We start from the raw sequence: 24,540 nt of genomic DNA, 5'->3' as shown, positions 1-24,540 counted from the left end.
CGGGCGCCCCTTTTCCTCGATCAGCCCGTTGTAGAGATAGACGACGTGGCTCGCGACCCCAATGCGTTGGGCATCCATCCACACCGCCTCGGCGGGCTCGCGCGTCGAGAAGAGGTAGTTTTCGTCCTAGACCGGCGTCTTGGCATGCAACAGCCACATGTTGTTGGTGCCCCTTGCGAAGCTTGCCGGCGGGGTAGCCGCCGCGACGACCGGAATGCCGCCCAGCGGGTCGGACAACTGGCGTAGAGGATGTGCGAGGATCGGCAGACTGTCTAGCTGCCGCCTCCAAATCGTGGTCAGTTCGAACAAGAAAGCGTGGCAAACCCGCCCGTGCCGATAACGCTCGTTGCCCATGGCCGGGGGTGTCGGAGGAAGAGAAGCGAGGATACGAAAACGTCGCGTTTGCCAAGGCCGCCGATTCTCAGTTGCCCTCTATCATTTTCGCCGGCTCCAACTCCATCGACGCCTTCACCGCACGCAGATCCGCCAGCATGTTCGCCCACATGAACCGCTTCTCCTGATCCGTCATCACCTTGAAGCGCGCCGAGCGCCTTCATCCTCGTTCGCCTTCGGCGCGTCCAGGCCTTCACCGTGGCGGGGCGATTAGCCCGTCGATGATCTCGCGATGGGCCTTCAGCGTCGTAAGCGTCGCCTCCTCATCCTTGCCCATAAGTCGGCTATAGCCGACGACGTCGGCTGCAAGAATGGCAGCCATTCTACGGTTGACGCGCTCCACAGTTCTGCCCACTCTCGTCGGACGTCCTTCGCTATCCTAAGTCACAAAACGGTCGATAGGGAGTACCAAGGCGTCGACTTTGACGCGCCTTCAAATCCGAATTTCGGTGTCCTTTTCGTCCACGATATCCAACCATTCCTGCTTGACAGGTGACCTACTGCTTCTGGCCCAACGCGGTCGGCACTACGTTGGAGAAAAGGTCGGCTTTCCAGCCCCATCATCCCGAAAGCGGACGTTCAGCTGTCGGCCCCAATGCGGCCGCGCTCATAGCGCCGTGGTTAAAATGCATTGATTGACCCGCTTTGGGATAAAGCTGAGCCACAACTCGCATGGAAACTAAATTTAGCTGTTGTTAATGCTCGAAGGGGTGACCGAGCGAGGCGATGCCGTTGAGCTGCATCATGCGGCGGTCTGATGAAATGATGCCGAGTACGATGATCGTGACCAGGTAGGGCAAGCTTGAAAGCAGTTGCGACGGCACGTCCAGTCCCGTTGCCTGCGCGGCGAGAGCCAAAAGCGACACCGCGCCGAAGAGGCATGCACCCAGGAAAATCCGACCGGTGAGCCACGTTCCGAAAACGACGAGGGCAATGGCAATCCAGCCGCGCCCGGCGATCATTCCATCTGCCCAAAGCGGCGTATAAACCACTGCGGCGTAGGCGCCGGCAAAGCCTGCCATCGCGCCGCCGAACGTGACTCCGGCGAGGCGGACGGCGATGACCGGATAGCCGATGGCGTGCGCCGCCTTAGGGTTTTCACCGACGGCCCGGATGACGAGCCCGGCCTTCGTATAGGCAAACATCGCCCAGATGGCCAAGGTCGCCGCAAGGGAAAGCCAGACGACGACATCCTGCGTGAAAAGCCCGCCGACGACCGGGATATCGGAAAGCCAGGGCAAGGCGAGCTTTGGAAGCCCCCGGACAGTAAGGCTTTCATAGGTCTTGCCGAACAGCGCCGAGAGGCCCTGGCCGAGGATGCCGATGGCGAGGCCAGTCGCCACCTGGTTTGCACGAAACCCGAGCGTGACGATGGCAAAGACGAGGGACAACGCCGCGCTGCCGGCGCCCGCGGCGAGGAAACCCAGGAAATGCCCGCCGCCATGATAGACGATGATGAAGGCGAGGACCGCGCCGAATGCCATCAATCCTTCCACACCGAGATTGAGCACCCCGGTGCGTTCGGCCACCAGCTCGCCCAGCGACGCGAGAAGAAACGGCGTTGCGGCCGCGAGCATGCCGGCAAGGACGAACTCGACGGCGTTCATGATGGGCTCCGGTGGGCGGGACGGCGCCATTCGAGACGGTAGCGCACGAAGGCAGCGGCGATGAGATAGGCGAGGAGCAGGCTGCCTTGGAAGACGCGCACCGCGGCGACCGGCAGATTGGCCGACACCATGGCGTTGTCGCCGCCGATATAGAGCGCTGCCATGATGAGCGCGGAAAAGACGATGCCCAGGGGATGCAGACCGCCGAGATAGGCGACGATGATAGCCGCGTAGCCATAACCCGTCGAGATCGAGCGCTGCAGTTGACCGATAGGGCCGGCCACCTCGGCCGCGCCCGCCAGTCCCGCGGCGAAGCCGCCGATGAGCAGAGAGAGCCAGATCGCCCGTCCCTCGGCGAAACCGGCATAGGCGGCAGCACGCGGCGCGAGCCCGCCAACCTGCAGTTTGTAGCCGGTGAAGCTCTTCTGTATGAATGCCCATGCCGCGATGGACAAGGCAAATGCCAGAAGCAGCGAGACGTTGACGCGGGTGCCGGGGATCAGGATCGGCACCATCGCATCGTACTGGAACATCACGGATTGAGGAAAGTTGAAGCCATTGGGATCCTTCCACGGGCCAAGCAGCAGGTAGTTGAGCACCTGTACGGCAACGAGGCTCAGCATCAGGGAGACAAGAATCTCGTTGGCGTTGAGCCGGACGCGCCAGAAGGCGGTTATCGACGCCCAGAGGGCGCCGCCTATGGCCCCGAGGAGCAGCATCGATGGCCAGATCCAAAGGCCCGTTGCCAGCGGAAACCATACGGGAATGGCCGAGGCGAAGATGGCGCCGAGGATAAACTGGCCTTCGGCCCCGATGTTGAACACCTTTGCGCGAAAACCAATCGCCAGCCCCTGCGCGACGAGAAGCAGCGGTCCTGTTTTGAGCAGCACTTCCGAGAATGAGGCCCAGGACAGGAACGGCTCGAGGAGCATCGCATAGACGACTGCTGCCGGGTCCCGGCCGATCAGCACGTAGAGCCCAAGATTGAAAAGGATCGCCACGGCGAGCGCGGCGGGAGGGGCAAGCAGCGTAGCAGCGAGCGAGGCGTGCTCCCGGCGCACAAGGGCCGGGAGGATAGACACTGGAAAAGCGTTCATGCGGGAACCTGACCGGCGGTTGCAGATGCTCCGATCATGTATCGCCCGATGTCCTCCGGCCTGGTGTCGTTCGTGACCAGCGGCGGGCTCAGCCGGCCGTGATGGAGCACCTGGATGGAATCGCAGAGTTCGAAGAGTTCCTCCAGTTCCTCGGAGATGACGAGGATCGCCATGCCTCCGTTGCGCAGTGTGACGAGGCGCCTGCGTATGGCGGATGCGGCACCGATGTCGACGCCCCATGTCGGCTGCGCCACGAGCAGCAGTTTCGGGGACAGCATGATCTCGCGGCCGACGATGAATTTCTGCAGATTGCCGCCCGAAAGCGCGCCGGCCTCCGCGTCCGGGCCGGGCGTGCGCACATCATATTGCCGGATGCAGTCATTGGTGAACGCCGTCGCCCGCGCCTTGTCGACCAGACCGCGTCTCAAAAGCCCGAGCGGATGAGCCGTCAGCAGGCTATTGCGGACGAGCGACATCTCGGGTACCGCGCCGCGACCGAGCCGGTCTTCAGGGACGAAGGCAAATCCGAGTTTTCTGCGCGAGGCCGCGTCGAGCGCGCTCACATCCTTGCCCATCATGTGGATATGGTCGCGCTGTCCCTTCGGCAGCAGCGTCTCGCCGGAGACGAGCGCGGCGAGCTCGCTCTGCCCATTCCCCGAAATGCCGGCTATGCCGAGGATTTCGCCGGAACGCAGCGTGAGGTCGACATCTGAGAGCGCAACGGCAAAGAGGTCGTGGGGCCGATAGTCCAGGCCGATAATCTCGAGCCGCTTTTCCCCCCGGGGCATGGGAAGTGCCGGCGCTGGCTCCGGCATGTCGCGGCCGATCATCATGCAGGCAAGGTCGTGCGTATCGTGATCGCGCGGGTCGACGTTTCCGGTCACGCGCCCGCCGCGCAGGATGGTCGCCCGGTCGCAGACTGCACGGATTTCGTCCAGTTTGTGCGAGATAAACAGGACGGAGACGCCGCCGTCGCGTAGCCGGCGCAACGTCTCGAAAAGCTTGCCCACCGATTGCGGGGGCAGGACAGAGGTTGGTTCGTCGAGGATCAGCAGCTTCGGATTGGTCATCAGGCAACGGATGATCTCTACCCGCTGCCGCTCGCCTACGGAGAGCGCATGCACTTGGGCGAGTGGATCGACCTCCAAGCCGAACTCGTCCCCGAGCGCGCGGGTGCGCTCCGCCAGGCGGGCTTTCCGGCCTGGCACGACCAGTCGAATGTTCTCCACCACGGTCAGGGTTTCGAAGAGCGAAAAATGCTGGAAAACCATGCTGATCCCCTTACGCCGCGCCTCCGCGGGGGAGGCAAGGCGCAAGGGTTCGCCGTCCCAGAAGGCGGTTCCGCCGTCTGGCTGTTCGACGCCGTAAATCAGCTTCATCAGCGTCGATTTGCCCGCCCCGTTTTCCCCGAGGATCGCGTGAATCGACCGTGGAGCCACGTCCAGATCGATGTCCTGATTGGCATGGATCTGGCCGTATTTCTTGGAGATGCCGCGAAGCGACAGGAGCGAAGCAGTCATAGGATCACTTCGGCAGAGGGGTGGTGACGCCCTTGACGTGCCAGTCCATCGCGACAATCTCGGCATCCGTGAGCGTAGCGCCGGCGGGGACGCCATCGCTGCCATCGGCTTTGGCGATCCGTCCGATGAATGGCGAGAAACCGCCATTAGCGATCTTGGTCTCGACCTCCTTGATCCTGGCCATCATGTCGGCGGGCACGTCCGGGCTCCAGTCGACGACCTCGACGACCTTGTCGCCGACGCCGAGGAAGGCGTTGGCACCCTTGAACGTGCCAGCGAGATGGGCGTCGACCGAGGCCTTGAAGAAAGGCGACCAATCCGTCGCGACGCAACCGAGATAGGTTTTCGGAGCGTATTTCTTCATCGAGGAATTGAGGTTGAAGGTGTAGATGCCGGCCTCCTCGCAGACCGCGATGACCGACGGCGTGTCCTGTGCATTGGAGAAGATCACGTCGCATTTCTGCGCCAGCAAGGCCTTGGCGGCTTCCTGTTCCTTGGCCGGATCGAACCAAGAGTTTACCCAGACGACCGAGACCTCGATATCAGGCTTCACCGCCTGCGCGCCCAACGTGAAGGCGTTGATGGAGGTGATCAGTTCTGGAATGGCGAAGGCAGAGACCGAACCGAGCTTGCCGGTCTTGGACAGCGCGGCAGCGGCCATTCCCATCAGATAGGTACCCTGGAAATACTTGGCGGCGAAGGGCGAGAAGTTCGGCGCCACCTGAAAGCCGGAGGCGTGCAGCACGGTGACGCCGGGATTGCGGTGGGCGGCCTGGAGGGCGCCGTTCTGGTAGCCGAAGGAGCCGGCGATCAGGAATTTGTTCCCGTCGGCAACGGTCTTGTTCATGATGCGGTCGGCATCCGGGCCTTCCGCGATGTTTTCGATGATCGTGACTTTTACCTTGTCGCCATAAGCGGCCTTTACCGGCTCCAGGCCGTCGGCAAGCGCCCGGCCCCAGCCGACGTCGCCGACCGGCGAGGGGACCACGAGCGTGATGCCCAAGGGTTCGTCGGCGGCGAGCGCGGAGCGACCGCCCAGCACCGCGGCGAGGCCGGAGGCGGCGGCGGCCTTCATCAGTATTCTGCGGTTGAGATTTTTCAGCATTTAGGTTCCCCTGTTTTCAAGTTTCTAGATTTGAACCGAGGCAAGTGCCGCCTCGGCGTCGGCGAATAGCCGCCCCTCGTCGAGCCCGGTGAACTCGCCTTTCGACCAGACGACACGGCCGTTGATCATGGTCAGGTCCGTCGGCATGCCGATGCCGACCTTGGCGATCAGGCTCAGCGGATCGTGCCGGGTGCCGACATAGTCCATGCGCCGGGTGTCGATGGCGAAGAGATCGGCGGCCATGCCGGGCGCAAGCCGGCCGATGTCACCTCGGCCCAGGAGCGCCGCGCCGCCCGTCGTGGCATAGCCGAGGAAGTCGGCCGGCGGCGGGACAGGATGCGCACGCGTCGATGCCGCCAGGCACTGCAGCATGTAGGCGGAGTGGATGCAGTGCATCAAGTTGGAATTGTCGTTCGAGGCGGCACCGTCGCAACCGAGCCCCACACGGAGGCCGAAGGCCGACATGGCCGGAATGTCCGTGACTTCCGCGCCAACCAGATAGACCGGTTCTGGGCAATGGGAGACGCCGGTTCCGCTTGCAGCCATCTTGCGCAGTTCGTCGTGGGTCAGTTCCCAGCAATGGGCATAGAAGGCGTCCGGCCCCGCGAAGCCGAGTTCCGCGCAGTAGTCGACGGTCCGCATGCCGTACCGGGCCTCGATAACCCGGCTTTCGCCTTCGCCGACATGCGTGTGCATCTGGACGCCCCGATCTCGTGCCAGCGCCACCGATTCCACAAAGGTTTCGCGGTAGCAGTTGACCGGCTGGCAAGGGGCGACGACAAGCTGGCGCATGCTGAACGGGCCGGCGTCGTGATAGGTGTCGATAAGGCGGGCGCAATCGGCGATGAACTCGTCAGTCGTTTCCAGCATGGCGTCGGGAATGGTGGAGCCTTCCGACTTCGGCAGAGTGTTGCCACCGCGGCCCGCATGGAAGCGCATGCCCAGGAGGTCGGCGGCCTCGAATTGGCGGTCGATCAGCCGCTTGCCGGCATGGCGTGGAAAACAATACTGGTGATCGAACGCCGTGGTGCAGCCGTGCTTGATCATCTCGGCCATCGCGGTGACCGAGGCGTGGTAGAAGCAGTCTTCGGTCAGCCGCGAAAAGATCGGATAGATGCGGTCGAGCCATTCCATCACCGACAACTTCGTCCAGTCGAGATCCGCTCGGTTGCGCACGAAACACTGGAAGAAGTGGTGGTGGGTGTTCACGAGCCCAGGATAGACGAACCAGCCAGCGGCGTCGTGCGTGATGGTCCCGGCGGGCAGCGGTCCTTTGCCAAGACCTTCGCCAATCGCCCTGATCGCGGGGCCATCGGTCAGCACGTCCACGTTGCGCCGGACACCAAGGCCGTCGCCCGTGTCGACGATGACTGCCACGCAATTCTCAAAAAGGTAGCCTGCCACGTCAGAACCCACTGGTTTCAGGGAGGGGTTCCGGCTTCAAATCGTGCAACCGGTGGATGCCGGGCATCTCGATGAAGCCTTCTATGCTGCGTACGGCACGGGACCAGAGCCGGATCGTGGGGTAGGGATCGAGCGAGACGCCGCCGTCCGGCGCCAGCGCCACATAGGGAAAGCAGGCGATATCGGCAATCGTCGCCCGTTGCGAGGCGAGGAACCGCATGCCACGGATACTCTGTTCGACGAGACCCGCTTCCAATTCGCGCAAGGCTGCGGTTCCCTGTGCCTGTAGGCCGGCGATATCGCCAGGACGCAGAAGCATCTCGTGGAGGCGCGCGCCTCCGAGGCTGGCCGTCAGCCGATGCGAGAAGGAAAGCCATTGCTGGACACGCGCTGCTTCCTCGGCCGTACCGCCGCCAAGCCATCGCGGGTCGACCTTTGAGGCGAGGTAGACGAGCATGGCCGAAGATTCGGTTAGGATCAGGTCGCCATCCTGCAGAATTGGAATGGCACCGGCGGGATTGAGCGCCAGGAGTTCGGCACCGCGATGCTCGGCGCCGGGATGGAAATCGACCGCGCGGATGTCGATCCGCACATCCGTCAGCGCCGCCATCAGGCGAACCTTGTAGCAACTGGGCGAAAGAATGTAGTCGTAAAGCTTCATTGCGCCACCAGTTGCGCGCCATAGGTATAGCCGTGGCGCTTCAGCCAGCGCCGGTAGGCGACCGAGGTCAGATCGGCCCGGGTCGGGATCTCCATGCCGGGGTCAAGCGGCAGCAGCCGGGGGATCTGGTTTTCGAGGATCGACCTGTCTTGCACGAAGATGGTCTGCTGGAAGTGGATCAGGTCGGTCATCGACGTCTCATCGTCGAAGAGCGCCATCCATGGCCAGACGTCGCACAGGTCTTCCGCGAGCGGCTGGACGAAGAGGGTGATCACGTCCCATTCACCGGGACGCGGCGGGCAGGTCTTGTAGAGGATGGAGCAGGTTGGCGCCGGCACGCGGTACATGTATTCCGTGGTGACGCCCCCGCTTGCCGATTTGGCGGCCTGCGGCTGGTAGAATTTCACTTGCGTTGCCCAGACCTCGTCTTCGTCCTCGCGTATGTCGACCTTGTAGTTCTGAACTTCCGTATGCGGCTCGGCACCAAGGATGTCCGTGTGCACAAAGGGAAAGTGCGCGATGTCCAGAAAGTTTTCCACCGCGCGCAGCGGCGAGCAGCGCACCCGGACCACGCCGACATCGACAAGCCGGCGGCCGAGTTGGTCGGCCTCGGGAATCGCAAAGAGCGGCTTCCGCGGTTCGCCGAGCGACGTCCATATATGGCCGTAGCGCACGCAGACGGGCAGCATGCGGCCATCGGCGGATGTAACCCTGACGGTTCCCTCGGCGTCGCGTCCCACCTCGACCGGCTCGCCCATGAGGGCCGTCTTGCGCCCACTCACATCCAGTTGGCTGAAAAGGCCGACCGGATACCATTCGTCGACCATTGCGTTTGGGATCATCATGCGATCCCTTTCCGCTGAATATGCTCGGCCATGCGCCGTAGGGCCTCCGCTGCCCGTGACGCGGCGATCCGCTCCGGTGGGCTGGCGTCACCCTCCACAAGGACATGAATCAGCGCCTGTTCGTCTTCCAGCGAGGCAACCAGCATCCGGATCGTCTGTGAATTGTTGGCAAATCCGACAATGCCCCCGGGGGAGGCATCGGTGCCAGCGGCCGCCTCTATCGCCGCAATCCCGGCACATGCCGTCAGGGAGCGCAGCGGAGCGAGACCGTCAAGTCGCGGAGGACGAGTTGCCGATTGATCCGCGGCAATCCAGATGATCCCGTCGCCTTCTTCGACCTGCCGCGTCGCGACCCGGATCGCCTCCGGCGGTGTCAGGCCCGGATGGGCCGGGATGCGCACACAGTTTCCGGCTTGGGCATAGCTCCAGCCATGATAGATGCAGGAAAGGGCCTCGCCGCGCACGAATCCATGGGACAACCGCATGCCGCGATGCGGGCATCTATCCGCGAATGCCGACACGCCCCCGGACTGGCTTCGCCAAAGGGCAATCGGTCCGGTCGGCGTCCTTGCCGGAATTACGGTTCCCACCGGCAAGTCGGCGGAAAGGGCGACTGGCGTCCAAGAGCCGGTCGTACGTGACTTCATGCTTCAACTTTCCGAACAGGATCGACATCTTCTGAATGCAAATTCGTGGCCGACGACCTCCTACCGGCGTTGTCACGTTTGCACAATGTTTTCGCACTGGCAATAATGACTAAAAAAAAGGCAAGACTGGTCCAATGCGCCGAGGAGCCGGTCCCTGCATGAGGTTCAAGCTAGCCGGTTTCTCCCTTGATCGGCGCGCGGTGGATTGCCTCGACCCAGACATCGATGGGACCGAGGGAACATCCCATTTCCATCATATCGATCAATTCCACTGGGCCGGCAACGTCGAGTTCGATCCGGCCGGTACTGGTGCTGGATATGGTCTGCACAAGCCCGAGCTTGGCGGCATGGCGCCGGATCCACGGCACGAAGGAGACAGCATCGACGTCGCCAAGGATCGTCATACGCTCGCGCGAGGCGCTCTTAATTTGCTCCGCCATGAAGGACCTAACACATTAGCCTAGTCGGTCATGCAACACAATTTCTCACGAGCAAATGGGCGCCGGCAATTTTCCGTGGATCCGACCGGGCAATTGCGACATTTCATCACCGGGAGGCACCGACGCGAAAGGGATATCTTGCCGGCTCCTGTCTTGGAGGCGGAAGACCATCTCCCGCGCGACAGGCGCCCGATGTGTCGGGCCGGGGCCGCAATCACCGCGGAGGCAACGCCTCACGCGGCGATGAGCTTGATGATACGCACGGCTCGAAGGCGTGCGACCGCGCGGCCATAGACAGCCAGATTGGTGTGCCCGTTCAGTCGGGAGAGATAGAGAATGCCATCCGGTTCGTCCGGATGATCATCGAGAGCAACGGACCACGCACGCGCCAGGGTCTGGTTAGTCGCCTTGGCGACGTCCGCAGGAATCCCCATGACCACCGGCCCGTCATCTCGCAAATCAGCAAGCCCGCGAAGCCGACCAATTCTGGGCCGGATTCGTGCCTTACGCCGCCTGAACGATCTCGACCAGTTCAACGTCGAACACCAAATCCTTTCCGGCCAATGGATGATTGCCGTCGAGCTTGACGCTGGCGTCGTCAACTTCGACGACTGTTACCGGGATGGGGCGACCGTCGCGGGTTCTGACCTGCAATCGAGTGCCGATATCAACGTTGATGTTGTCTGGCACCTTGGCGCGGTCGATGGTCATGACCGCTTCGGGGCGGTGAGGGCCATAGGCGGCGTCGGCTGGAACGGTGACGGTGCTTTTCGCACCCACCTCCATGCCCTCGACATGGGTTTCAAGACCGGAGATCACTTGTCCTTCACCCAGTGTGAACTGCAGCGGTTCGCTGCCGGAAGAATCGAATTGAGTGCCGTCGACTAGGCGTCCATTGTAGTTGATACGCACGGTATCGCCATTCTTGGCCTGTGTCATAGCAGTCATCCTTTCGGAAGTTCTTGAGGGGCCGGCCTAAGCTCACGGTCCCGTTCTCGATCATCCGCGCACTCGGGGTGCACGGCGCGAAGCTCTAAAACTAGGGGCTTGGCTACCGATGTAAACCCAGAATGCCAATTTGAGCTATTCGATGGCCGTGGCTCGGTACGAAATTCAAGTCGGAGAGCGTTTTCCGTCTGGTGGGAGTGCCTCCTGGAGCAGCGTCAGGTTCTCCCTTAGGACTTCAATCGAGAATTCGATCTTGGTCACCAGACCAGGATAGGCTGGGCGATCCTTCTCCTGCAGCGCGATTGTCAACTCCCGGATTTGCTTCTCCGCCGTTTCAAGCCGTCCCGCCATCCGCTCGGAATACAGGCGCACCAGGAACCCCACCTGTGCGGCTTCAATGAGCCGCTGGCGACGGCGCCGCTGACGCTCGGCTGGGGACATCGGAGCGCTGCCCTTCAGTCGGCGGCCTCGCTTCCGTTTGGGCGTGTCGTCGGCCATGGTATTTTCGCGATTATCGTGCGTCACGAAAACTGAATCTGATGACGCCGACCGTCAAGAGGGGGTGTTGCAATTTTGCGAGCAAGGACTGGACGAACTCGTTGAGAACGTAGGTTTGCCTTTGCGGTAAGGATTCAAACTGACCTCGTTCACCTCTAGCAAGGATCTGCTCGCGTCAGGTGCTGACCTTCGGAACGTGCCCCTGTAAGCGACCGCTATTGGGCCGAAAAAGCGGACTGGCGAGTTCGAGGCTCGGAAGGCCAGAAGCGGACCTTCAGGCTCGTCGCGCGTATCGACTTGATCTGACCCGAAGCAAACTCTCGCAGGTGACGTCCGGCATGACCGCTTCGCGCCCCATCCTCGCCGTTCCCGGGCCTGAAAACGGCCATTCGTTTCGATTGCCCGTTTTGCTACGCTACGGAGATCGACGGCGGCCCCGGATAGGGTTGCGAGCAACCGGATACCTCCGAACTTGATACGGAATGGTTCTGTGCATGGGCACGGCGTTGGGGAGACAGAAGGCGGAAAGTTTGAGGACATCTCATGTCGGACGTCAAAGGTCGCCGGTTTCAGTGCCGCATTCTGTTGGGTCGCCGACCGGCAGACATAGCTTCAGAATGTTGATTTCGACGGCGGCACGGAGATGTTCGTCTCGCTACTCCATATACGGCGCCAGCACATCTTCGATCCATTTCATGAATGCGCGGACCCGGCGCGACAGATTGCTCCGATGTGCCACGACGAGGGACACGGCGAGCGCCCGGCGACGAAAATCGGGTAGGATCTCCACAAGCGTGCCACTCTCCAAGTATCGACCAATCCCCAAGAGCGGCGCTTGTATCAGGCCGAGGCCGGCGAGGGCAGCGGCTTCGTAGGTCTGCGCGCTGTTGACGTGCAGCGCACCTGGCAACTGAAGCGTCGCGTAGCTGTCGCCGTCCGGATATTCCCATCCATGGGGCCTTGCGCCCAGTGTCGTCGAAAAATGAATTGTCCGATGTTCCTGACGCTGGAGATCCTCTAGCGATCGAGGGACGCCAAAGCGCGCGAGATAGGCGGGACTGGCAGCGTTGACCATACGCAACAGGCCCAGTGGGCGGGCAATCAGCGTCTCGTCCCTTATGGGGCCAAGCCGCAATACGCAGTCGAACCCCTCTTGAACCAGATCCACCTGTCGATCCGTGCTCGACACCTCCAGCTCCAACTCGGGATGTGTCGCCATGAAATCCGGCAAGGCCGGCACGATCGTTGTGCGCGCCACCTCGGTCGGAAGATCGACCCGCAAACGCCCACGAAGTGCCACGCGATCGCCTGCGAACATCGAGTGCAGGTCATCGACTTCAGCAAGCAGATCGCGGGCACGGGCATGAAATGCGCGGCCGTCCTCAGTCAATTGCACGCTGCGCGTCGTCCGGTGCAGGAGCCTGACACCGATATCTTCCTCCAGCTTCCGGACCGCCGTTGAGGCCCTCCCTTTTTGGATACCCAGGCTATCCGCCGCGCGGGTGAAGCTCCCCATTTCCGCTACCGTTATGAAAATGAGGATGGGTTCGAGATTCTGCATTTTCGTGCCTCGGTATTGTGTCCCAAAAAGAGAACAGTTGGTTCGTTTTCTCGGTGTTTATCACGCCTAAGAGGCACAGTAAGCTTCGAATATGGGATCCTCCCATCGGAGAATGACAAGTGTCCGAAACTATGAACCTGCGTCAGATGCCTAAAACTGTGGCCCTGCATGGCGCCCTGTGGGCGGGCCGGATCATGAGCGCGTTTGTCGTTGTCGCTCTGGCGGCAGACGGTACCATTCAGCTTTTCGCGCCGGCACAGATCGCGAGCACGTTGCAGGAAACCGGGTTCTCGATGGACCTGACCCATGTCGTGGGTCCGATCATACTCGCCTGCGCCATCCTTTACGCCATCCCGGCTACCACCGTGCTCGGCGCGATCCTGGTGACGGGCTTTTTGGGAGGTGCCATCTGCGCCCATGTCCGCATCGGTGAGTTGGGGTCGGCGCCGGAAATAATCTCCCTGCTTCTGGGTGCGATGACATGGGGCGGCCTCTACGCGCGCCATCCCCGTATCCGGGCCATTCTGCCGCTCATCCGTTGAACCAACCGGGGCAGTGCAGTCCCTCAACATCAGGAGAAACACATGTTTTTAGTGACGGGAATTACGGGAAATGTTGGCGGTGCCGCCGCAAGGCATTTGCTGGCGCAAGGCAAGAAGGTACGCGCGCTGGTCCGCGACCGCGCCAAGGCGGCAAGCTGGGCGGACCAGGGCGTCGAACTGGTCGACGGCGACTGGAACGATGCGACCGCCATCGAGCGGGCGCTCGAGGGCGTCGACGGCGCGTTTATCATGTTGCCGGCCGTCTGGGCACCTTCGCCGGATTTCAGGGAAGCCAAGGGCGTCATCGCGAACTATGTCGAGGCGCTCACCAAGGTGGCGCCGCCGCGGATGGTCGCACTCTCGTCGATGGGCGCGAACAGGACCAGCGGGCTGGGGATGATCACGGCCCTGTCGCTTCTGGAGCAGGGCTTTCGCGACCTGACACTGCCGATCGCATATGTACGGGCCGGCGGGTTTTTCGAAAACTTCCTCTACGGCTTGCACGTAGTCCAGGGCGGCACGCTGCCCGTCTACTACAACCCGACAAATCGGAAATCGACCATGGTCGCGACCAACGACATCGGCGCTGAGGTTGCAAGGCTTCTGAGCGGGCCGGCGTGGTCGGGGCATCGGGTCATCGAACTCGGTTCGATGGTGAGCGCGGATGAGGTCGCCGCGCAATTGGGTGAAGTCATGAAGCTCGACGTCAAAGCCTTTGCCGTCCCGCGGGCCGAGTGGCCAGCAGCATTCGAGCAGTTCGGCATTCCGAAGGGCCAGACAGGACCAGCCGAAGCGATGTTTGAGGCCGTCAACGCGGGATGGATGGCCCTCGGGGTCCAGGGTACGGAGCACGTAGCGGGTACGACGTCCGCACGCGATGTATTCGAGGCTGCCCGGAACGCCGCCAAGACGTAAGACCTGGACGGATCAGGCATGAGACGGATACTCCCCCGCTTCGCGTCGGAAGCGGGGGAGCCGCTCACAGTTCAAAGCAACGCGAAGCTCCTCTACTCCCGCCTGACTTCCTGAATCTCCGCAGAATCCAGTAGTTTCCGATGCATGCATCCGCTGGTGCGAAATTCAAGGCATCTTCAAGCTGAGTTCGAACCGATGTTATAAATTGGATGCGGCTTTGAAAGATATGAGCAAAACTCTGAAGACATCGGTCAGGCTTAACCTTGTCTTCTGATCTCGACGGCTTCTTCCCACATTATTGGGTAAGTTTTTGACTCTTGTGTGACGTCAGGTATACGGTGCTGACTTCCGGCCTCGACCCCATTGGCGCGCTGACATTGCTAGCCGTCCGCGGCTGGTGCCGCGGTGATCTTCGTGAGCGAGCCAAAATGCCCATCGCCGCGGTCTGGCAAAATAGCTAATGCTGGATGCGATCTGCCTCGATCCCACAAGCGTGCCGGCCTTCATCAGCGAGCACACGGAAGAAGGCGTTGGTATTGATGTCGCCATTGAATGCGCGAGGGCAGGTCGCGGTCTAGAGGCCAGGTCAATAGCTAGCTTCGCCAATTCCAGGAGGCGACCGTCGTTGACCTCTCTGAAAGCGACGATGAGGTCATCGGGATCGTCAGCCCGTCTCACGCCAAAGTCTGTGGGTGGCGCAGACGCAGCAGTGCCGGCTTGGTTAGGCCCAGCCTAAGCAGAATTATCGAAAATCATTATTTGTGCATCGCACACAGCGTGCTTTGCTCCATCCGCCGGCTGAAAGAGAACAAAAAGAACGTCAGGTGGCAGCCTTCGGCGATGCGTCCGAAGCGGGTTGTTTTGGTGCGGACAGCGCCTGCCCTCAGAAAAAGACAGGGGAACATAATGACGACAATAATCTCGAAGTTTCGCCGTGCCGCGCTTGCGGCCGGCATTGCCCTCAGCGCGCTTTCGGTGAGCCTCCACGCCGAAGCCGGCAGCTTGAAGCTGGGCATGACGACCTGGGTCGGGTACGGCCCGCTCTTCCTTGCGCGCGACATGGGCTACTTCAAGGAAGGCGGCCTCGATGTCTCGCTCGAAGTCATCGAGGAAGCATCGATGTACATGGCGGCCGTCGCCGCCGGCGAGCTCGACGGCAGCGCCTCGACCATCGACGAAATCATGAAGTACCGTTCCAAGGACGTCTGCTTCAAATCGGTCTATGCCCTGGACGACAGCCATGGCGGCGACGGCGTCCTGGCGCCCAGCAACGTCAAGAGCGTCGCTGATCTCAAAGGCATGGAAGTCGGGCTGAACGAAGGCTCGGTCTCTCAGTTCTGGTTCAACATCCTGCTCAAGCAGGCCGGTCTCAGCCAGGCCGATGTGAAGATCACCAACATGACCGCGGATGATGCCGCCGCCGCCTTCATGGCCGACCGCATTCCCGTTGCCGTCACCTGGGAACCGCATCTGACGCTGGCCAAGAAGGAAAACAAGGGACAGGTGCTGATCGACTCCTCAAAGACACCCGGCCTGATCGTCGATGTGGTGGCGCTGAACTGCGATTACATCACGAAGAACCCCGGCGATGTCGAGGCGCTGGTGAAGGGGCTCTACAAGGCCAACGAGTTCATCAAGGAAAATCCCGAGAAGGCTTACGAGGTGATGGCCAAGGGCGTCGGCGGCTGGCTGAAGGAGCCGAAGGACTTCGCCTCCTCCGCCGCGGGCGTGAACTTCTATGGCAAGGAGCGCAATGCCCAATTCTTCGCCGGCGGCGAGGGTGGTGAAGCCGGCAAGCTGATCAAGCTCGGCGGTGATATCTGGGGCGGCTTCGGCAAGCTCAAGATGGACATCAAATACGACGACCTCGTCGATACGTCTTTCCTTGCGAAGTGATCTGGCCCTGCGAAGTAACCTATCCTGGTAAAGTGAGCTCGCTGGACCGCGGGCCGAGCCTCTCGCCTGCGGTCCATCCAGCCCAAAAGGTTTCCCTGTGACACTGGCACCGAATGCAACGTCTCCCATCAGCCATATCGTGACCACGAGCGTGGAAAAAAATCAGCCCGGTCGATCCGCCTGGAAAGCCATCACCACGCCTTTTCAGGCCGTGTCGCGCCCTCTCTCCATCACGCTCAGCGTCCTGGTCTGGGGCGCGGTCATCGGCGGCTGGTTTGCCTTGACCTATTCCGGAGCGGTCAAGGAAATGTTCCTGCCGCGCCCGGAATCCGTACTGTTCACCACCATCAGCATGGCGCTTGACGGGTCGTTGTGGGAGCACGTGCTCGCCAGCGTCCAGGTGGTGCTGATCGGCTTCGTCATTTCGAGCGTCGTGGCGGTGCCGCTCGGTTTGACGATGGGCACCTACCGCATCGTCCAGGCGGCGCTCGACCCGCTCGTCAACTTTATCCGCTATCTGCCGGTGACGTCCTTCGTGCCGCTTTTCATCTTGTGGATCGGCATCGGCATCGAGCAGCGCGTGGCCGTGATCATCTTCGGCATCTTCTTCCAGCAGCTGGTGATGATCGCCGACAGCGCCCGCGGCGTTCAGCGCGACCTCGTCAACGCTGCCTATACGCTCGGCACGAAACGCGGCGACACGGTCTTCCACATCGTCTTTCCGGCCACGCTTCCGAACGTGCTCGACGTGCTGCGCGTCACCATGGGCTGGGCCTGGACCTATCTCGTCGTTGCCGAACTCGTCGCCGCCCGCAGCGGGCTTGGATACATCTCGCTCAAGGCGATGCGCGGCTTCCAGGTCGACGTCATCTTCATGGCCATCGCCATGATCGGCATCCTTGGTCTTTGCACCGACCAGTTGTTCCGGGGCATTCGCCGCCTCGTCGCTCCCTGGGCCAATTGAGGAGTTTGCCGACATGGACGCCCTGACACTCGCGACGAAACCGAAGAGTTCCGACATCGCCATCGACAATGTGGTCCTGCGCTACGGCAAGGGCGACAACGCGGTGCTGGCGCTGGACGGCATCTCCTTCCATGTCGTGCCCAATGAGTTCTGCGTGATCGTCGGTCCGTCCGGCTGCGGCAAATCGAGCCTGCTCTATCTCATTGCTGGCCTCGAGGAGCGCACCGGCGGCATGATCTCGGTCGGCGGCAAGCCGGTTACCGAGCCAGGTCCGGATCGCGGCATGGTGTTTCAGGCCTACACGCTGTTCCCCTGGCTGACGGTGGCGCAGAACGTCGAATACGGTCCCAAGCGCAAGGGCATGTCGGCGGCCGAGCGCAGGGCCATCGTCGAACATTTTCTCCATGAGGTCGGCCTGGCAAAATTCGCCAACCATTATCCCTCGCAGCTGTCGGGCGGCATGAAGCAGCGCGTGGCGATTGCACGTGCGCTCGCCAACGATCCGCAGGTGCTGCTGATGGACGAACCCTTCGGAGCGCTCGACAGCCAGACACGCCACTCAATGCAGAAGCTTTTGCTGAGGATCTGGGACCATTCCAAGAAGACGGTTCTGTTCGTCACGCATGACATTGACGAGGCGATCCTGCTGGCGGACCGGGTGCTCGTCATGTCGGGCCGGCCCGGCCAGATCAAGAAGGAAATCCGCGTCGGCCTCCGGCGCCCACGCAGCATGGATCTGGTCATGGAGCCGAGCTTCATCGCCATGAAGCGGGAAATCCTCGAGCTCTTGAAAAACGACGAAGACGAAGAGCACTAGCAGGCATGGCATGAGCATCGCGACCGCGGAATTCGACTACATCGTCATCGGCGCGGGCTCGGCCGGTTGTGTCCTGGCCAACAGGCTGAGCGCTAGCCCCGCCAACCGCGTCTGCCTGATCGAAGCCGGCGGTAGCGACGACCGCACAAGGGTGCGGGTACCGGCCGGCATTCTCTCGCTCTACGGCAATCCGAACTTCGACTATGGCTACAAGGGCGTGCCGCAGCCGCTGCTCAACAACCGCCGCATACCGGTCAACCGGGGCAAGCTTCTTGGCGGGTCGAGTTCGATCAATTCGATGGTCTATATCAGAGGCGCCGCGCAGGACTATGATGAGTGGGCGGCACTCGGCTGCGCAGGGTGGTCCTATGCCGACGTGCTGCCGGTGTTCAAGCAGCTCGAGCGCAATCTCCTGTCGCAAAACCCGGCCTATCATGGCTTCGAGGGCGAACTGCTGGTCGACAATCCGCGTGACCCCAACGCCGTATCCAGGCTGTGGGTAGAGGCGGGTCGGGGCGTGGGCCTGCCCGAAAACCGCGACTTCAACGCCGATGGCCAACTCGGCCTCGGCATCTACAATGTGACCCAGAACAGGGGGGAGCGCTTCTCAGCCTACACTGCCTTCGTCCGGCCGGTTCTCGGCCGCCCGAACCTCCAGGTCCTGTCAGGCGTCGAGGTGCTTGACCTGGCGATCGAAAGCGGACGCGCCACCGGCGTCAATGTGATCAGGGACGGATCAGCCCAAAGGCTGACGTGCCGCGCCGAAATCGTGCTCAGCGCAGGCGCGATCGGATCGCCGCGCATCCTGCTTGCTTCCGGCATCGGCCCAGCCGACGAGCTGAAGGCGGCGGGGGTGGAACCGGTCATGAACGTGCCGGGCGTCGGCAAGAACCTGCGCGACCATGTCGACGGAATGATCACGATGCGATCGAACAGCGCCAGGACGCTCGGCCTGTCGCTCGCCAATCTGCCAGCGATGCTGGCGGCGCCTTTTCAGTATTTCGTCCGCCGCAAAGGCATGCTGACGACCAATTACGTCGAGGCCGGCGGCTTCGCCAAGACGAAATATGCCGGCGATATTCCCGATGTCCAATTCCACTTTGTCCCCGGCTATCGCAGCCATCGCGGCCGGCTTGTCGAATATGGCCACGGCTATGCCGTGCACACCTGCGTGCTTCGGCCCGGAAGCATCGGTGAAATCACGCTCGAGCGTGACGGCACCCGCCGCAACGTGCTGATCGATCACCGCTTCTTCAGCGACGGGCAGGATGCACTGACCCTTGTCGAAGGTATAAAGGTCGCGCGTTCCATCCTTGCTTCGCCGGTTTTCGCCGACATCCGCGGACCGGAAATCCTGCCCGGACCCGATGTCGTCACCGACGACGAGATCCTCGCCTATCTGCGTGCCGAAGCCTTGACCGTCTATCACCCGGTCGGCACGGCCAAGATGGGCAACGACACCATGGCGGTGGTCGATCCCGTCAGTCTCAAGGTGCGCGGCTTCGACAATCTGCGTGTGGCGGACGCCTCGATCATGCCGACGCTGATCGGCGGCAACACCAATGCGCCGTCCATGATGATCGGCGAAAAAGCGGCCAGGGCGATGCTGTCGTAGCCGCGCGTCGGCCCGTGTCCCGGCATTTAGGGACAAGCTAACCACTGCCACGTGAAATCGTAATTTTCGCTAATCAGTCCCTCCAGTACACCAGCGATCTGACCTCCTCGCATCAGAAACTCTTGGGGGGAAAGGACGCAGAAATGTCGGTGGAAAAAATAGACACGCTTGTCGTCGGCGGTGGCCAGGCGGGAGTGGCTATGTCGGAGCATCTGAGCAAATGCGGCGTGCCGCATCTTGTCCTTGAGCGTGGCCGGATCGCCGAGCGCTGGCGTTCGCAGCGATGGGACTCGCTCGTCGCCAATGGCCCGGCCTGGCATGACCGTTTCCCAGGCATGGAATTTCCCGTGACGGGTCCTGACGGCTTTCCCTCCAAGGAGGAGGTTGCGGACTATTTCGCCGCCTATGCAAGGCAGATCAATGCGCCGATCCGCTGCGGCGTCGAGGTCAAGCTCGCGCAAAGAAATGTCGGTCGACCCGGGTTTCGCGTCGAGACGTCGGCCGGGGTGATCGAAGCCAGCAGCATCGTCGCGGCGACCGGACCTTTCCAGGTCCCCGTCATCCCCGCCCTTGTCCCCGGCGATGCCGGCATTCTGCAGATTCATTCCAGCGCGTACCGCAATCCCGGGCAGTTGCCAAAGGGCGCGGTGCTGGTGGTCGGGGCAGGATCGTCAGGTGTGCAGATCGCCGATGAGCTGCAGCGCTCGGGGCGGCGCGTCTACCTCTCGGTCGGCCCGCACGACCGCCCGCCGCGTGCCTATCGCGGGCGTGATTTCTGCTGGTGGCTTGGCGTTCTCGGCAAATGGGATCTCGAAACCCCGGGGCCTGGCACGGAGCATGTCACGATTGCGGTGAGCGGCGCGCGTGGCGGCGAAACGATTGATTTCCGTCGGCTGGCGGCGCAGGGGCTTACCCTGGTCGGCATGACAAAAGCATATCAGGACGGCATACTGACCTTCGCGCCCGATCTGGCGAAGAACATTGCCCGCGGTGACGCCAACCTGATGTCGCTGCTGGACGAGGCCGATGCCTATGTCGCGCGCAACGGCCTCGACCTTCCGCAGGAGCCCGCGGCCCGTCGGATCGACCCGGATCCGGACTGCTTGACCAACCCGCTTCGTGACCTCGATCTGGCGGGCGCCGGGATAGCGGCGATCATCTGGGCGACAGGCTTTGCCGTCGACTACAGCTGGTTGAAGGTCGATGCTTTTGACGAGAGGGGCCGGCCAAGGCACCAACGCGGCGTCTCGGTCGAGCCTGGGATCTATTTTCTCGGCCTGCCTTGGCAGTCGCGAAGAGGGTCGAGTTTCATCTGGGGCGTCTGGCATGATGCCAAGCATGTCGCCGACCGAATTTCGACGCAGCGCAAATATCTGGCCTATCACGCTGCGGCGCAGCGCGAGACGGTGGACGCCTGACCGACGCTGACAACAGCCACGAGCCCGATCTGATGGAGACCTGGATGGCGCATACGAGAATCCGCAAGTTCAACACCAAGGACACCTATCCCGAGCAGAAGCTCGACAATGATCTGTGCCAGGCGGTCGTCACGCGGGGCGGCCGGACGGTCTATCTGCGCGGCCAGTGCCCGCAGGATCTCGACACCGCCAAGAATATCGGCAGCCACGATCCGGCCGAGCAGACGCATAAGGTGATGCAGAACATCAGGCAGCTCATCGAAGAGTGCGGCGGCACCATGGAGCATCTGGTCAAGGTGGTGGTCTACATCACCGACGTGCGCCATCGCGAGGCAGTCTACCGCACCATGGGCGAGTATATCAAAGGCGTGCATCCCGTTTCGACCGGTCTCGTCGTCTCGGCCCTGGCGCGGCCGGACTGGCTGGTCGAGATCGACGGCACCGCCGTCATCCCGGATTGATCTCATGACCTTTTCCATTGTCGCGCGGTGCAGCCGCACCGGCATGTTCGGCGTCGCGGTGTCGTCTTCCTCACCGGCGGTGGCGGCGCGCTGCGCCTATGCGCAAGCGGGCGTCGGCGCGGTCGCCAGCCAGAACGTCACCGATCCGACGCTCGGCGCAAGAGGGCTCGAACTGCTGGCGCGGGGCGCCTCTGCCGCCGAGGCGGTCGCCATCCTGAAGCGCACCGGCGCTTATAGCGACTACCGGCAGGTGCTGGCTGTCGATGCCGCCGGCACCACCGCCATTCATTCAGGACCCAGGGCGCTTGGCATCTGGGCGGAAGCGCGTGCGGACAATGTCGCCTGCGGCGGCAACATGCTGGCCCATGAGGGCGTGCCGCAAGCCATGGTCGACGCCTTCCTCGCCTCTGAAGGGCACCTCGGCGACCGCCTGATCGCGACCATGCGCGCCGCGCTGAAGGCGGGGGGCGAGGCGGGTCCGGTGCATTCGGCTGGAATGAAGCTGGTGCGCGAGGTCGCATGGCCCGTCGCGGACCTGCGCTGCGACTGGACCGACGGCTGCCCGATCGAGGAACTGGCGGCCTTGTGGGACCGCTACAAGCCCCAGCTCGATGCCTATGTGACCCGCGCGATCAATCCGTCCGACGCGCCGAGCTACGGCGTGCCGGGCGACGAGTAGCCATCACGCAGGGGGAGGCATCCGCATGAGCGAATTCAGTCACAAGGACTGGATCGGCAAGGCATCCGCGATCCGGTTTCGCGACAGGGCGTTCATCGATGGTAAGACGGTTGCCGCGCGTTCGGGCCGCACCTTCGCCAGCATCAATCCGGCCACTGGCGAAACGCTCGCCGAGGTGGCGTCCTGCGGCGAGGAAGATATCGATCTCGCCGTTGCCGCGGCGCGCCGCAGTTTCGAGGCTGGTGTCTGGTCACGCGCGAGCCCGGCGCACCGTAAGGAGGTGCTGTTCAGGCTGGCGCGGCTGCTGCGCGAAAACCTGCAGGAGCTTGCCCTGCTGGAATCGCTCGACATGGGCAAGCTCGTCACGGATGCCGCGACTGTCGATGTCCCGGGTTCCGCGGCGATCTTCCAGTGGTATGGCGAGGCCATCGACAAGATCTATGACGAAGTGGCGCCGACCGGCGGCAGTGATCTGGTGCTGGTGCGGCGCGAGCCGCTCGGCGTGGTCGGTGCCGTGGTGCCGTGGAATTTCCCGCTCGACATGGCCACATGGAAGTGCGCGCCCGCGCTGGCGGCGGGCAATTCGGTGGTGCTGAAGCCCGCGGAGCAGTCGCCTTTCTCGGCGCTCAGGCTGGCGGAACTCGCCATGGAGGCGGGGCTGCCCGCCGGTGTGCTCAACGTTGTGCCCGGCCTTGGCGAGACGGCCGGGCAGGCGCTTGGCCGTCACATGGACGTGGATTGCCTTGCCTTCACCGGATCGACCTCGGTCGGCAAGATGTTCCTGCAATATTCGGGTCAGTCGAACATGAAGCAGGTCTGGCTCGAAACAGGCAGCAAGAGCCCGAACCTTGTCTTCGCCGACTGCGGCGACCTCGATGCGGCGGCCGACATGGCGGCCTTCGGCATCTTCTTCAACCAGGGCGAGGTCTGTTCGGCCAATTCGCGCCTGCTCGTGCAACGCGGCATCAAGGATGCCTTCGTGGAGAAACTGGCCAAGCGCGCGGCGGCCGCCCAGCCTGGCGATCCGCTCGACCCTGCCTCGAAAATGGGCGCCATGGTCGATGCCCGCCACGCCGCCAACGTCATGCGCTTCGTCGAGGCCGGCAAGAAGACCGCGCGCCTGGTTGCCGGCGGAGATCGGGTCACGGTCAACGGTCGCGGCAGCTTTATACAGCCCACCATCTTCGATGATGTTGCCCATGACGACCCGATTGCCAGGGATGAGATATTCGGACCGGTGCTGTCGGTCATTGCCTTCGACGATGAGGAGGAGGCCATCCGCATTGCCAATGACAGCCCGTACGGGCTGGCCGCGTCACTATGGACCGACAGTCTTTCGCGCGCGCACCGCGTTGCCGGCCGGCTCCGCGCCGGCACCGTTTCCGTCAACACGGTCGATGCGCTGAGCCCGATGACGCCGTTCGGCGGCATCAAGCAATCGGGCTTTGGCCGCGACCTGTCGCTGCACGCGCTGGACAAGTACACCGCGCTGAAAACGACATGGATCAAGTACTGAGGCGGAGCGGGCGCTTGATCGCAGCGCCCAAACCGGCAACATAGAAGCCCATGCCGCTACGCTTCACCCTGAGACAATTGGAATATTTCGTCGCCGTCGGCGAAGCCGGCTCCATTACCAAGGCGGCCGAGCAGGTCAATGTTTCGCCGCCTTCGATTTCGGCGTCCATCGCGCAGCTCGAGGCCGAATTCGGCGTCCAGCTTTTTGTCCGCAAGCATTCGCATGGCCTGTCGCTCACGGCCGGCGGGCGTGTTTTCCTCAAGGAGGCCGCCAGGTTGCTGGCCGACGCCGACGCTCTGCACGATATCGCCGGCGACATCGCCGAGAAGGTGCGTGGGCCGCTGGCAGTCGGATGCCTGCTGACCTTCGCGCAGATCGTCATGCCGACGCTGCGCGCGAAGTTCGAGCGCGCCTATCCCGAGGTGCGGTTCCGGCAGTTCGAACGCAACCAGGGTCAGTTGCTCGAAATGTTGCAGCGAGGTGAAATCGATGCGGCGCTGACCTATGATCTCGAACTGTCGCAGGACACGACGTTCGAACCGCTTATGCTGGTGCCGGCCTATGTCATGCTGCCGCAGGGGCACCGCTTCGCCGGCAAAGCTTCGATCACGACGGAAGAACTGGCCGACGAGCCCATGGTGCTGCTCGACCTGCCATACAGCCGCGAATATTTTCTCTCGGCCTTCCAAATGCGGGGCATCCGGCCGAACATTGCCGAGCGCACCGGCGACATCGCGGTGATGCGGTCGATGGTTGCCAATGGCTTCGGCTACGGCATCGCCAACATGCGGCCGCTCAACACCCTGGCGCCGGACGGCAAGCCGCTGGTCTTCGTGCCCCTGGAAGGGGATTTGCGGCCTCTGACCATGGGGGTCGCATTGCCCAACGCCGAGCACCGCACCCAGACGGTACAGGCATTCATCGATCATTGCCGCCGCTTCGTTGTCGAACAGGGCGTGTTCGGCAGCGGACGGGTCGTGGAATAGCAGCG

Annotated in this window: 25 protein-coding genes; 11 read left to right on the top strand and 14 right to left on the bottom strand. The window is 62.5% G+C overall.

All coding sequences use genetic code 11. The features are described 5' to 3' along the window. Nucleotides 1-586: 586 nt before the first annotated feature. The 14 genes from CK227_RS37585 to CK227_RS32695 all read right to left on the bottom strand — a co-directional run bounded on the left by CK227_RS37585 (nt 587) and on the right by CK227_RS32695 (nt 12,726). Complete coding sequence (locus tag CK227_RS37585) at nt 587-715, bottom strand: hypothetical protein (RefSeq protein WP_348628982.1); 129 nt, start codon at nt 713-715, stop codon at nt 587-589. A gap of 373 nt (nt 716-1,088) precedes the next feature. Next, nucleotides 1,089-2,000 (bottom strand): ABC transporter permease, encoded by a 912-nt coding sequence (locus CK227_RS32755; protein WP_095775904.1) that lies wholly within the window; start codon nt 1,998-2,000, stop codon nt 1,089-1,091. Next, nucleotides 1,997-3,097, bottom strand: a complete 1,101-nt coding sequence (locus CK227_RS32750) for an ABC transporter permease (RefSeq protein WP_095775903.1) — start codon at nt 3,095-3,097, stop codon at nt 1,997-1,999. Before CK227_RS32750 ends, CK227_RS32755 begins: the two co-directional genes overlap by 4 nt. Continuing rightward, a complete protein-coding gene (locus CK227_RS32745; protein WP_095775902.1) occupies nt 3,094-4,617 on the bottom strand; it encodes an ABC transporter ATP-binding protein in 1,524 nt (507 codons plus the stop codon). Before CK227_RS32745 ends, CK227_RS32750 begins: the two co-directional genes overlap by 4 nt. Before the next feature lie 4 nt (nt 4,618-4,621). Beyond that, complete coding sequence (locus CK227_RS32740; protein WP_179296576.1) at nt 4,622-5,719, bottom strand: BMP family ABC transporter substrate-binding protein; 1,098 nt, start codon at nt 5,717-5,719, stop codon at nt 4,622-4,624. A 27-nt stretch (nt 5,720-5,746) separates the two neighbouring features. Beyond that, a complete protein-coding gene (locus CK227_RS32735) occupies nt 5,747-7,126 on the bottom strand; it encodes an amidohydrolase (protein ID WP_095775900.1) in 1,380 nt (459 codons plus the stop codon). Nucleotide 7,127: 1 nt separating this feature from the next. Then, on the bottom strand, nt 7,128-7,787 hold the full coding sequence (locus CK227_RS32730) for a glutathione S-transferase family protein (RefSeq protein ID WP_095775899.1): 660 nt from the start codon (nt 7,785-7,787) through the stop codon (nt 7,128-7,130). Continuing rightward, nucleotides 7,784-8,629, bottom strand: coding sequence for an aromatic ring-hydroxylating dioxygenase subunit alpha (locus CK227_RS32725; RefSeq protein ID WP_095775927.1), 846 nt, complete (start codon nt 8,627-8,629; stop codon nt 7,784-7,786). Before CK227_RS32725 ends, CK227_RS32730 begins: the two co-directional genes overlap by 4 nt. Further along, nucleotides 8,629-9,279, bottom strand: coding sequence for a Rieske (2Fe-2S) protein (locus CK227_RS32720; protein ID WP_095775898.1), 651 nt, complete (start codon nt 9,277-9,279; stop codon nt 8,629-8,631). The genes CK227_RS32725 and CK227_RS32720 overlap by 1 nt, the downstream gene beginning before the upstream one ends. A 170-nt stretch (nt 9,280-9,449) precedes the next feature. Next, on the bottom strand, nt 9,450-9,719 hold the full coding sequence (locus tag CK227_RS32715; protein ID WP_095775897.1) for an acylphosphatase: 270 nt from the start codon (nt 9,717-9,719) through the stop codon (nt 9,450-9,452). 233 nt (nt 9,720-9,952) lie between these two features. Further along, nucleotides 9,953-10,153 (bottom strand): hypothetical protein, encoded by a 201-nt coding sequence (locus CK227_RS32710; protein ID WP_095775896.1) that lies wholly within the window; start codon nt 10,151-10,153, stop codon nt 9,953-9,955. A 70-nt stretch (nt 10,154-10,223) separates the two neighbouring features. Continuing rightward, nucleotides 10,224-10,658: a peptidylprolyl isomerase gene (locus CK227_RS32705; protein WP_095775895.1), complete on the bottom strand. Its 435-nt coding sequence runs from the start codon at nt 10,656-10,658 to the stop codon at nt 10,224-10,226. Between the two features lie 174 nt (nt 10,659-10,832). Continuing rightward, nucleotides 10,833-11,165 (bottom strand): hypothetical protein, encoded by a 333-nt coding sequence (locus tag CK227_RS32700; RefSeq protein WP_095775894.1) that lies wholly within the window; start codon nt 11,163-11,165, stop codon nt 10,833-10,835. Nucleotides 11,166-11,820: 655 nt separating this feature from the next. Continuing rightward, nucleotides 11,821-12,726 (bottom strand): LysR family transcriptional regulator, encoded by a 906-nt coding sequence (locus tag CK227_RS32695; RefSeq protein ID WP_095775893.1) that lies wholly within the window; start codon nt 12,724-12,726, stop codon nt 11,821-11,823. 119 nt (nt 12,727-12,845) lie between these two features. On the opposite strand from CK227_RS32695, the gene CK227_RS32690 reads away from it, so the two are divergent. The 11 genes from CK227_RS32690 to CK227_RS32640 all read left to right on the top strand — a co-directional run bounded on the left by CK227_RS32690 (nt 12,846) and on the right by CK227_RS32640 (nt 24,535). Continuing rightward, complete coding sequence (locus tag CK227_RS32690; protein WP_095775892.1) at nt 12,846-13,268, top strand: DoxX family protein; 423 nt, start codon at nt 12,846-12,848, stop codon at nt 13,266-13,268. A 96-nt stretch (nt 13,269-13,364) separates the two neighbouring features. Then, nucleotides 13,365-14,183: an NmrA family NAD(P)-binding protein gene (locus CK227_RS32685; protein WP_245318374.1), complete on the top strand. Its 819-nt coding sequence runs from the start codon at nt 13,365-13,367 to the stop codon at nt 14,181-14,183. A 906-nt stretch (nt 14,184-15,089) separates the two neighbouring features. Next, entirely contained in the window at nt 15,090-16,079 is a 990-nt protein-coding gene (locus CK227_RS32680) for an ABC transporter substrate-binding protein (RefSeq protein ID WP_095775890.1), read from the top strand. Nucleotides 16,080-16,230: 151 nt separating this feature from the next. Further along, the gene (locus tag CK227_RS32675; RefSeq protein WP_245318373.1) at nt 16,231-17,043 is read left to right on the top strand and encodes an ABC transporter permease; all 813 of its coding nucleotides are present in this window, start codon (nt 16,231-16,233) and stop codon (nt 17,041-17,043) included. 13 nt (nt 17,044-17,056) lie between these two features. Next, nucleotides 17,057-17,860, top strand: coding sequence for an ABC transporter ATP-binding protein (locus CK227_RS32670; protein WP_095775888.1), 804 nt, complete (start codon nt 17,057-17,059; stop codon nt 17,858-17,860). 10 nt (nt 17,861-17,870) lie between these two features. Further along, a complete protein-coding gene (locus CK227_RS32665; protein ID WP_095775887.1) occupies nt 17,871-19,475 on the top strand; it encodes a GMC family oxidoreductase N-terminal domain-containing protein in 1,605 nt (534 codons plus the stop codon). A 143-nt stretch (nt 19,476-19,618) separates the two neighbouring features. Continuing rightward, nucleotides 19,619-20,893 (top strand): NAD(P)/FAD-dependent oxidoreductase, encoded by a 1,275-nt coding sequence (locus tag CK227_RS32660; protein WP_095775886.1) that lies wholly within the window; start codon nt 19,619-19,621, stop codon nt 20,891-20,893. Nucleotides 20,894-20,937: 44 nt separating this feature from the next. Beyond that, complete coding sequence (locus tag CK227_RS32655; protein WP_095775926.1) at nt 20,938-21,354, top strand: RidA family protein; 417 nt, start codon at nt 20,938-20,940, stop codon at nt 21,352-21,354. A 4-nt stretch (nt 21,355-21,358) separates the two neighbouring features. Further along, nucleotides 21,359-22,033, top strand: coding sequence for a DUF1028 domain-containing protein (locus tag CK227_RS32650; RefSeq protein WP_095775885.1), 675 nt, complete (start codon nt 21,359-21,361; stop codon nt 22,031-22,033). Nucleotides 22,034-22,058: 25 nt separating this feature from the next. Then, nucleotides 22,059-23,549, top strand: a complete 1,491-nt coding sequence (locus tag CK227_RS32645) for an aldehyde dehydrogenase (RefSeq protein WP_095775884.1) — start codon at nt 22,059-22,061, stop codon at nt 23,547-23,549. Between the two features lie 50 nt (nt 23,550-23,599). Continuing rightward, nucleotides 23,600-24,535: a LysR family transcriptional regulator gene (locus CK227_RS32640; RefSeq protein ID WP_095775883.1), complete on the top strand. Its 936-nt coding sequence runs from the start codon at nt 23,600-23,602 to the stop codon at nt 24,533-24,535. The last annotated feature ends 5 nt before the right edge of the window (nt 24,536-24,540 follow it).

The organism is Mesorhizobium sp. WSM4308, from assembly GCF_002294905.1.
Lineage (GTDB): Bacteria > Pseudomonadota > Alphaproteobacteria > Rhizobiales > Rhizobiaceae > Mesorhizobium.
Note: the sequence above shows the minus strand (reverse complement) of the source record. Positions and strands in the feature narration are given on the sequence as shown.

Bases quoted from the DNA above. Each gene is read 5' to 3' on its own strand.
- CK227_RS32700 (WP_095775894.1), bottom strand. From the start codon at position 11,165: ATGGCCGACGACACGCCCAAACGGAAGCGAGGCCGCCGACTGAAGGGC.
- CK227_RS32750 (WP_095775903.1), bottom strand. From the start codon at position 3,097: ATGAACGCTTTTCCAGTGTCTATCCTCCCGGCCCTTGTGCGCCGGGAG.
- CK227_RS32705 (WP_095775895.1), bottom strand. From the start codon at position 10,658: ATGACACAGGCCAAGAATGGCGATACCGTGCGTATCAACTACAATGGA.
- CK227_RS32725 (WP_095775927.1), bottom strand. From the start codon at position 8,629: ATGATCCCAAACGCAATGGTCGACGAATGGTATCCGGTCGGCCTTTTC.
- CK227_RS32755 (WP_095775904.1), bottom strand. From the start codon at position 2,000: ATGAACGCCGTCGAGTTCGTCCTTGCCGGCATGCTCGCGGCCGCAACG.
- CK227_RS32650 (WP_095775885.1), top strand. From the start codon at position 21,359: ATGACCTTTTCCATTGTCGCGCGGTGCAGCCGCACCGGCATGTTCGGC.
- CK227_RS32715 (WP_095775897.1), bottom strand. From the start codon at position 9,719: ATGGCGGAGCAAATTAAGAGCGCCTCGCGCGAGCGTATGACGATCCTT.
- CK227_RS32670 (WP_095775888.1), top strand. From the start codon at position 17,057: ATGGACGCCCTGACACTCGCGACGAAACCGAAGAGTTCCGACATCGCC.
- CK227_RS37585 (WP_348628982.1), bottom strand. From the start codon at position 715: ATGGCTGCCATTCTTGCAGCCGACGTCGTCGGCTATAGCCGACTTATG.
- CK227_RS32720 (WP_095775898.1), bottom strand. From the start codon at position 9,279: ATGAAGTCACGTACGACCGGCTCTTGGACGCCAGTCGCCCTTTCCGCC.
- CK227_RS32680 (WP_095775890.1), top strand. From the start codon at position 15,090: ATGACGACAATAATCTCGAAGTTTCGCCGTGCCGCGCTTGCGGCCGGC.
- CK227_RS32645 (WP_095775884.1), top strand. From the start codon at position 22,059: ATGAGCGAATTCAGTCACAAGGACTGGATCGGCAAGGCATCCGCGATC.
- CK227_RS32640 (WP_095775883.1), top strand. From the start codon at position 23,600: ATGCCGCTACGCTTCACCCTGAGACAATTGGAATATTTCGTCGCCGTC.
- CK227_RS32710 (WP_095775896.1), bottom strand. From the start codon at position 10,153: ATGGGGATTCCTGCGGACGTCGCCAAGGCGACTAACCAGACCCTGGCG.
- CK227_RS32730 (WP_095775899.1), bottom strand. From the start codon at position 7,787: ATGAAGCTTTACGACTACATTCTTTCGCCCAGTTGCTACAAGGTTCGC.
- CK227_RS32695 (WP_095775893.1), bottom strand. From the start codon at position 12,726: ATGCAGAATCTCGAACCCATCCTCATTTTCATAACGGTAGCGGAAATG.
- CK227_RS32660 (WP_095775886.1), top strand. From the start codon at position 19,619: ATGTCGGTGGAAAAAATAGACACGCTTGTCGTCGGCGGTGGCCAGGCG.
- CK227_RS32665 (WP_095775887.1), top strand. From the start codon at position 17,871: ATGAGCATCGCGACCGCGGAATTCGACTACATCGTCATCGGCGCGGGC.
- CK227_RS32655 (WP_095775926.1), top strand. From the start codon at position 20,938: ATGGCGCATACGAGAATCCGCAAGTTCAACACCAAGGACACCTATCCC.
- CK227_RS32745 (WP_095775902.1), bottom strand. From the start codon at position 4,617: ATGACTGCTTCGCTCCTGTCGCTTCGCGGCATCTCCAAGAAATACGGC.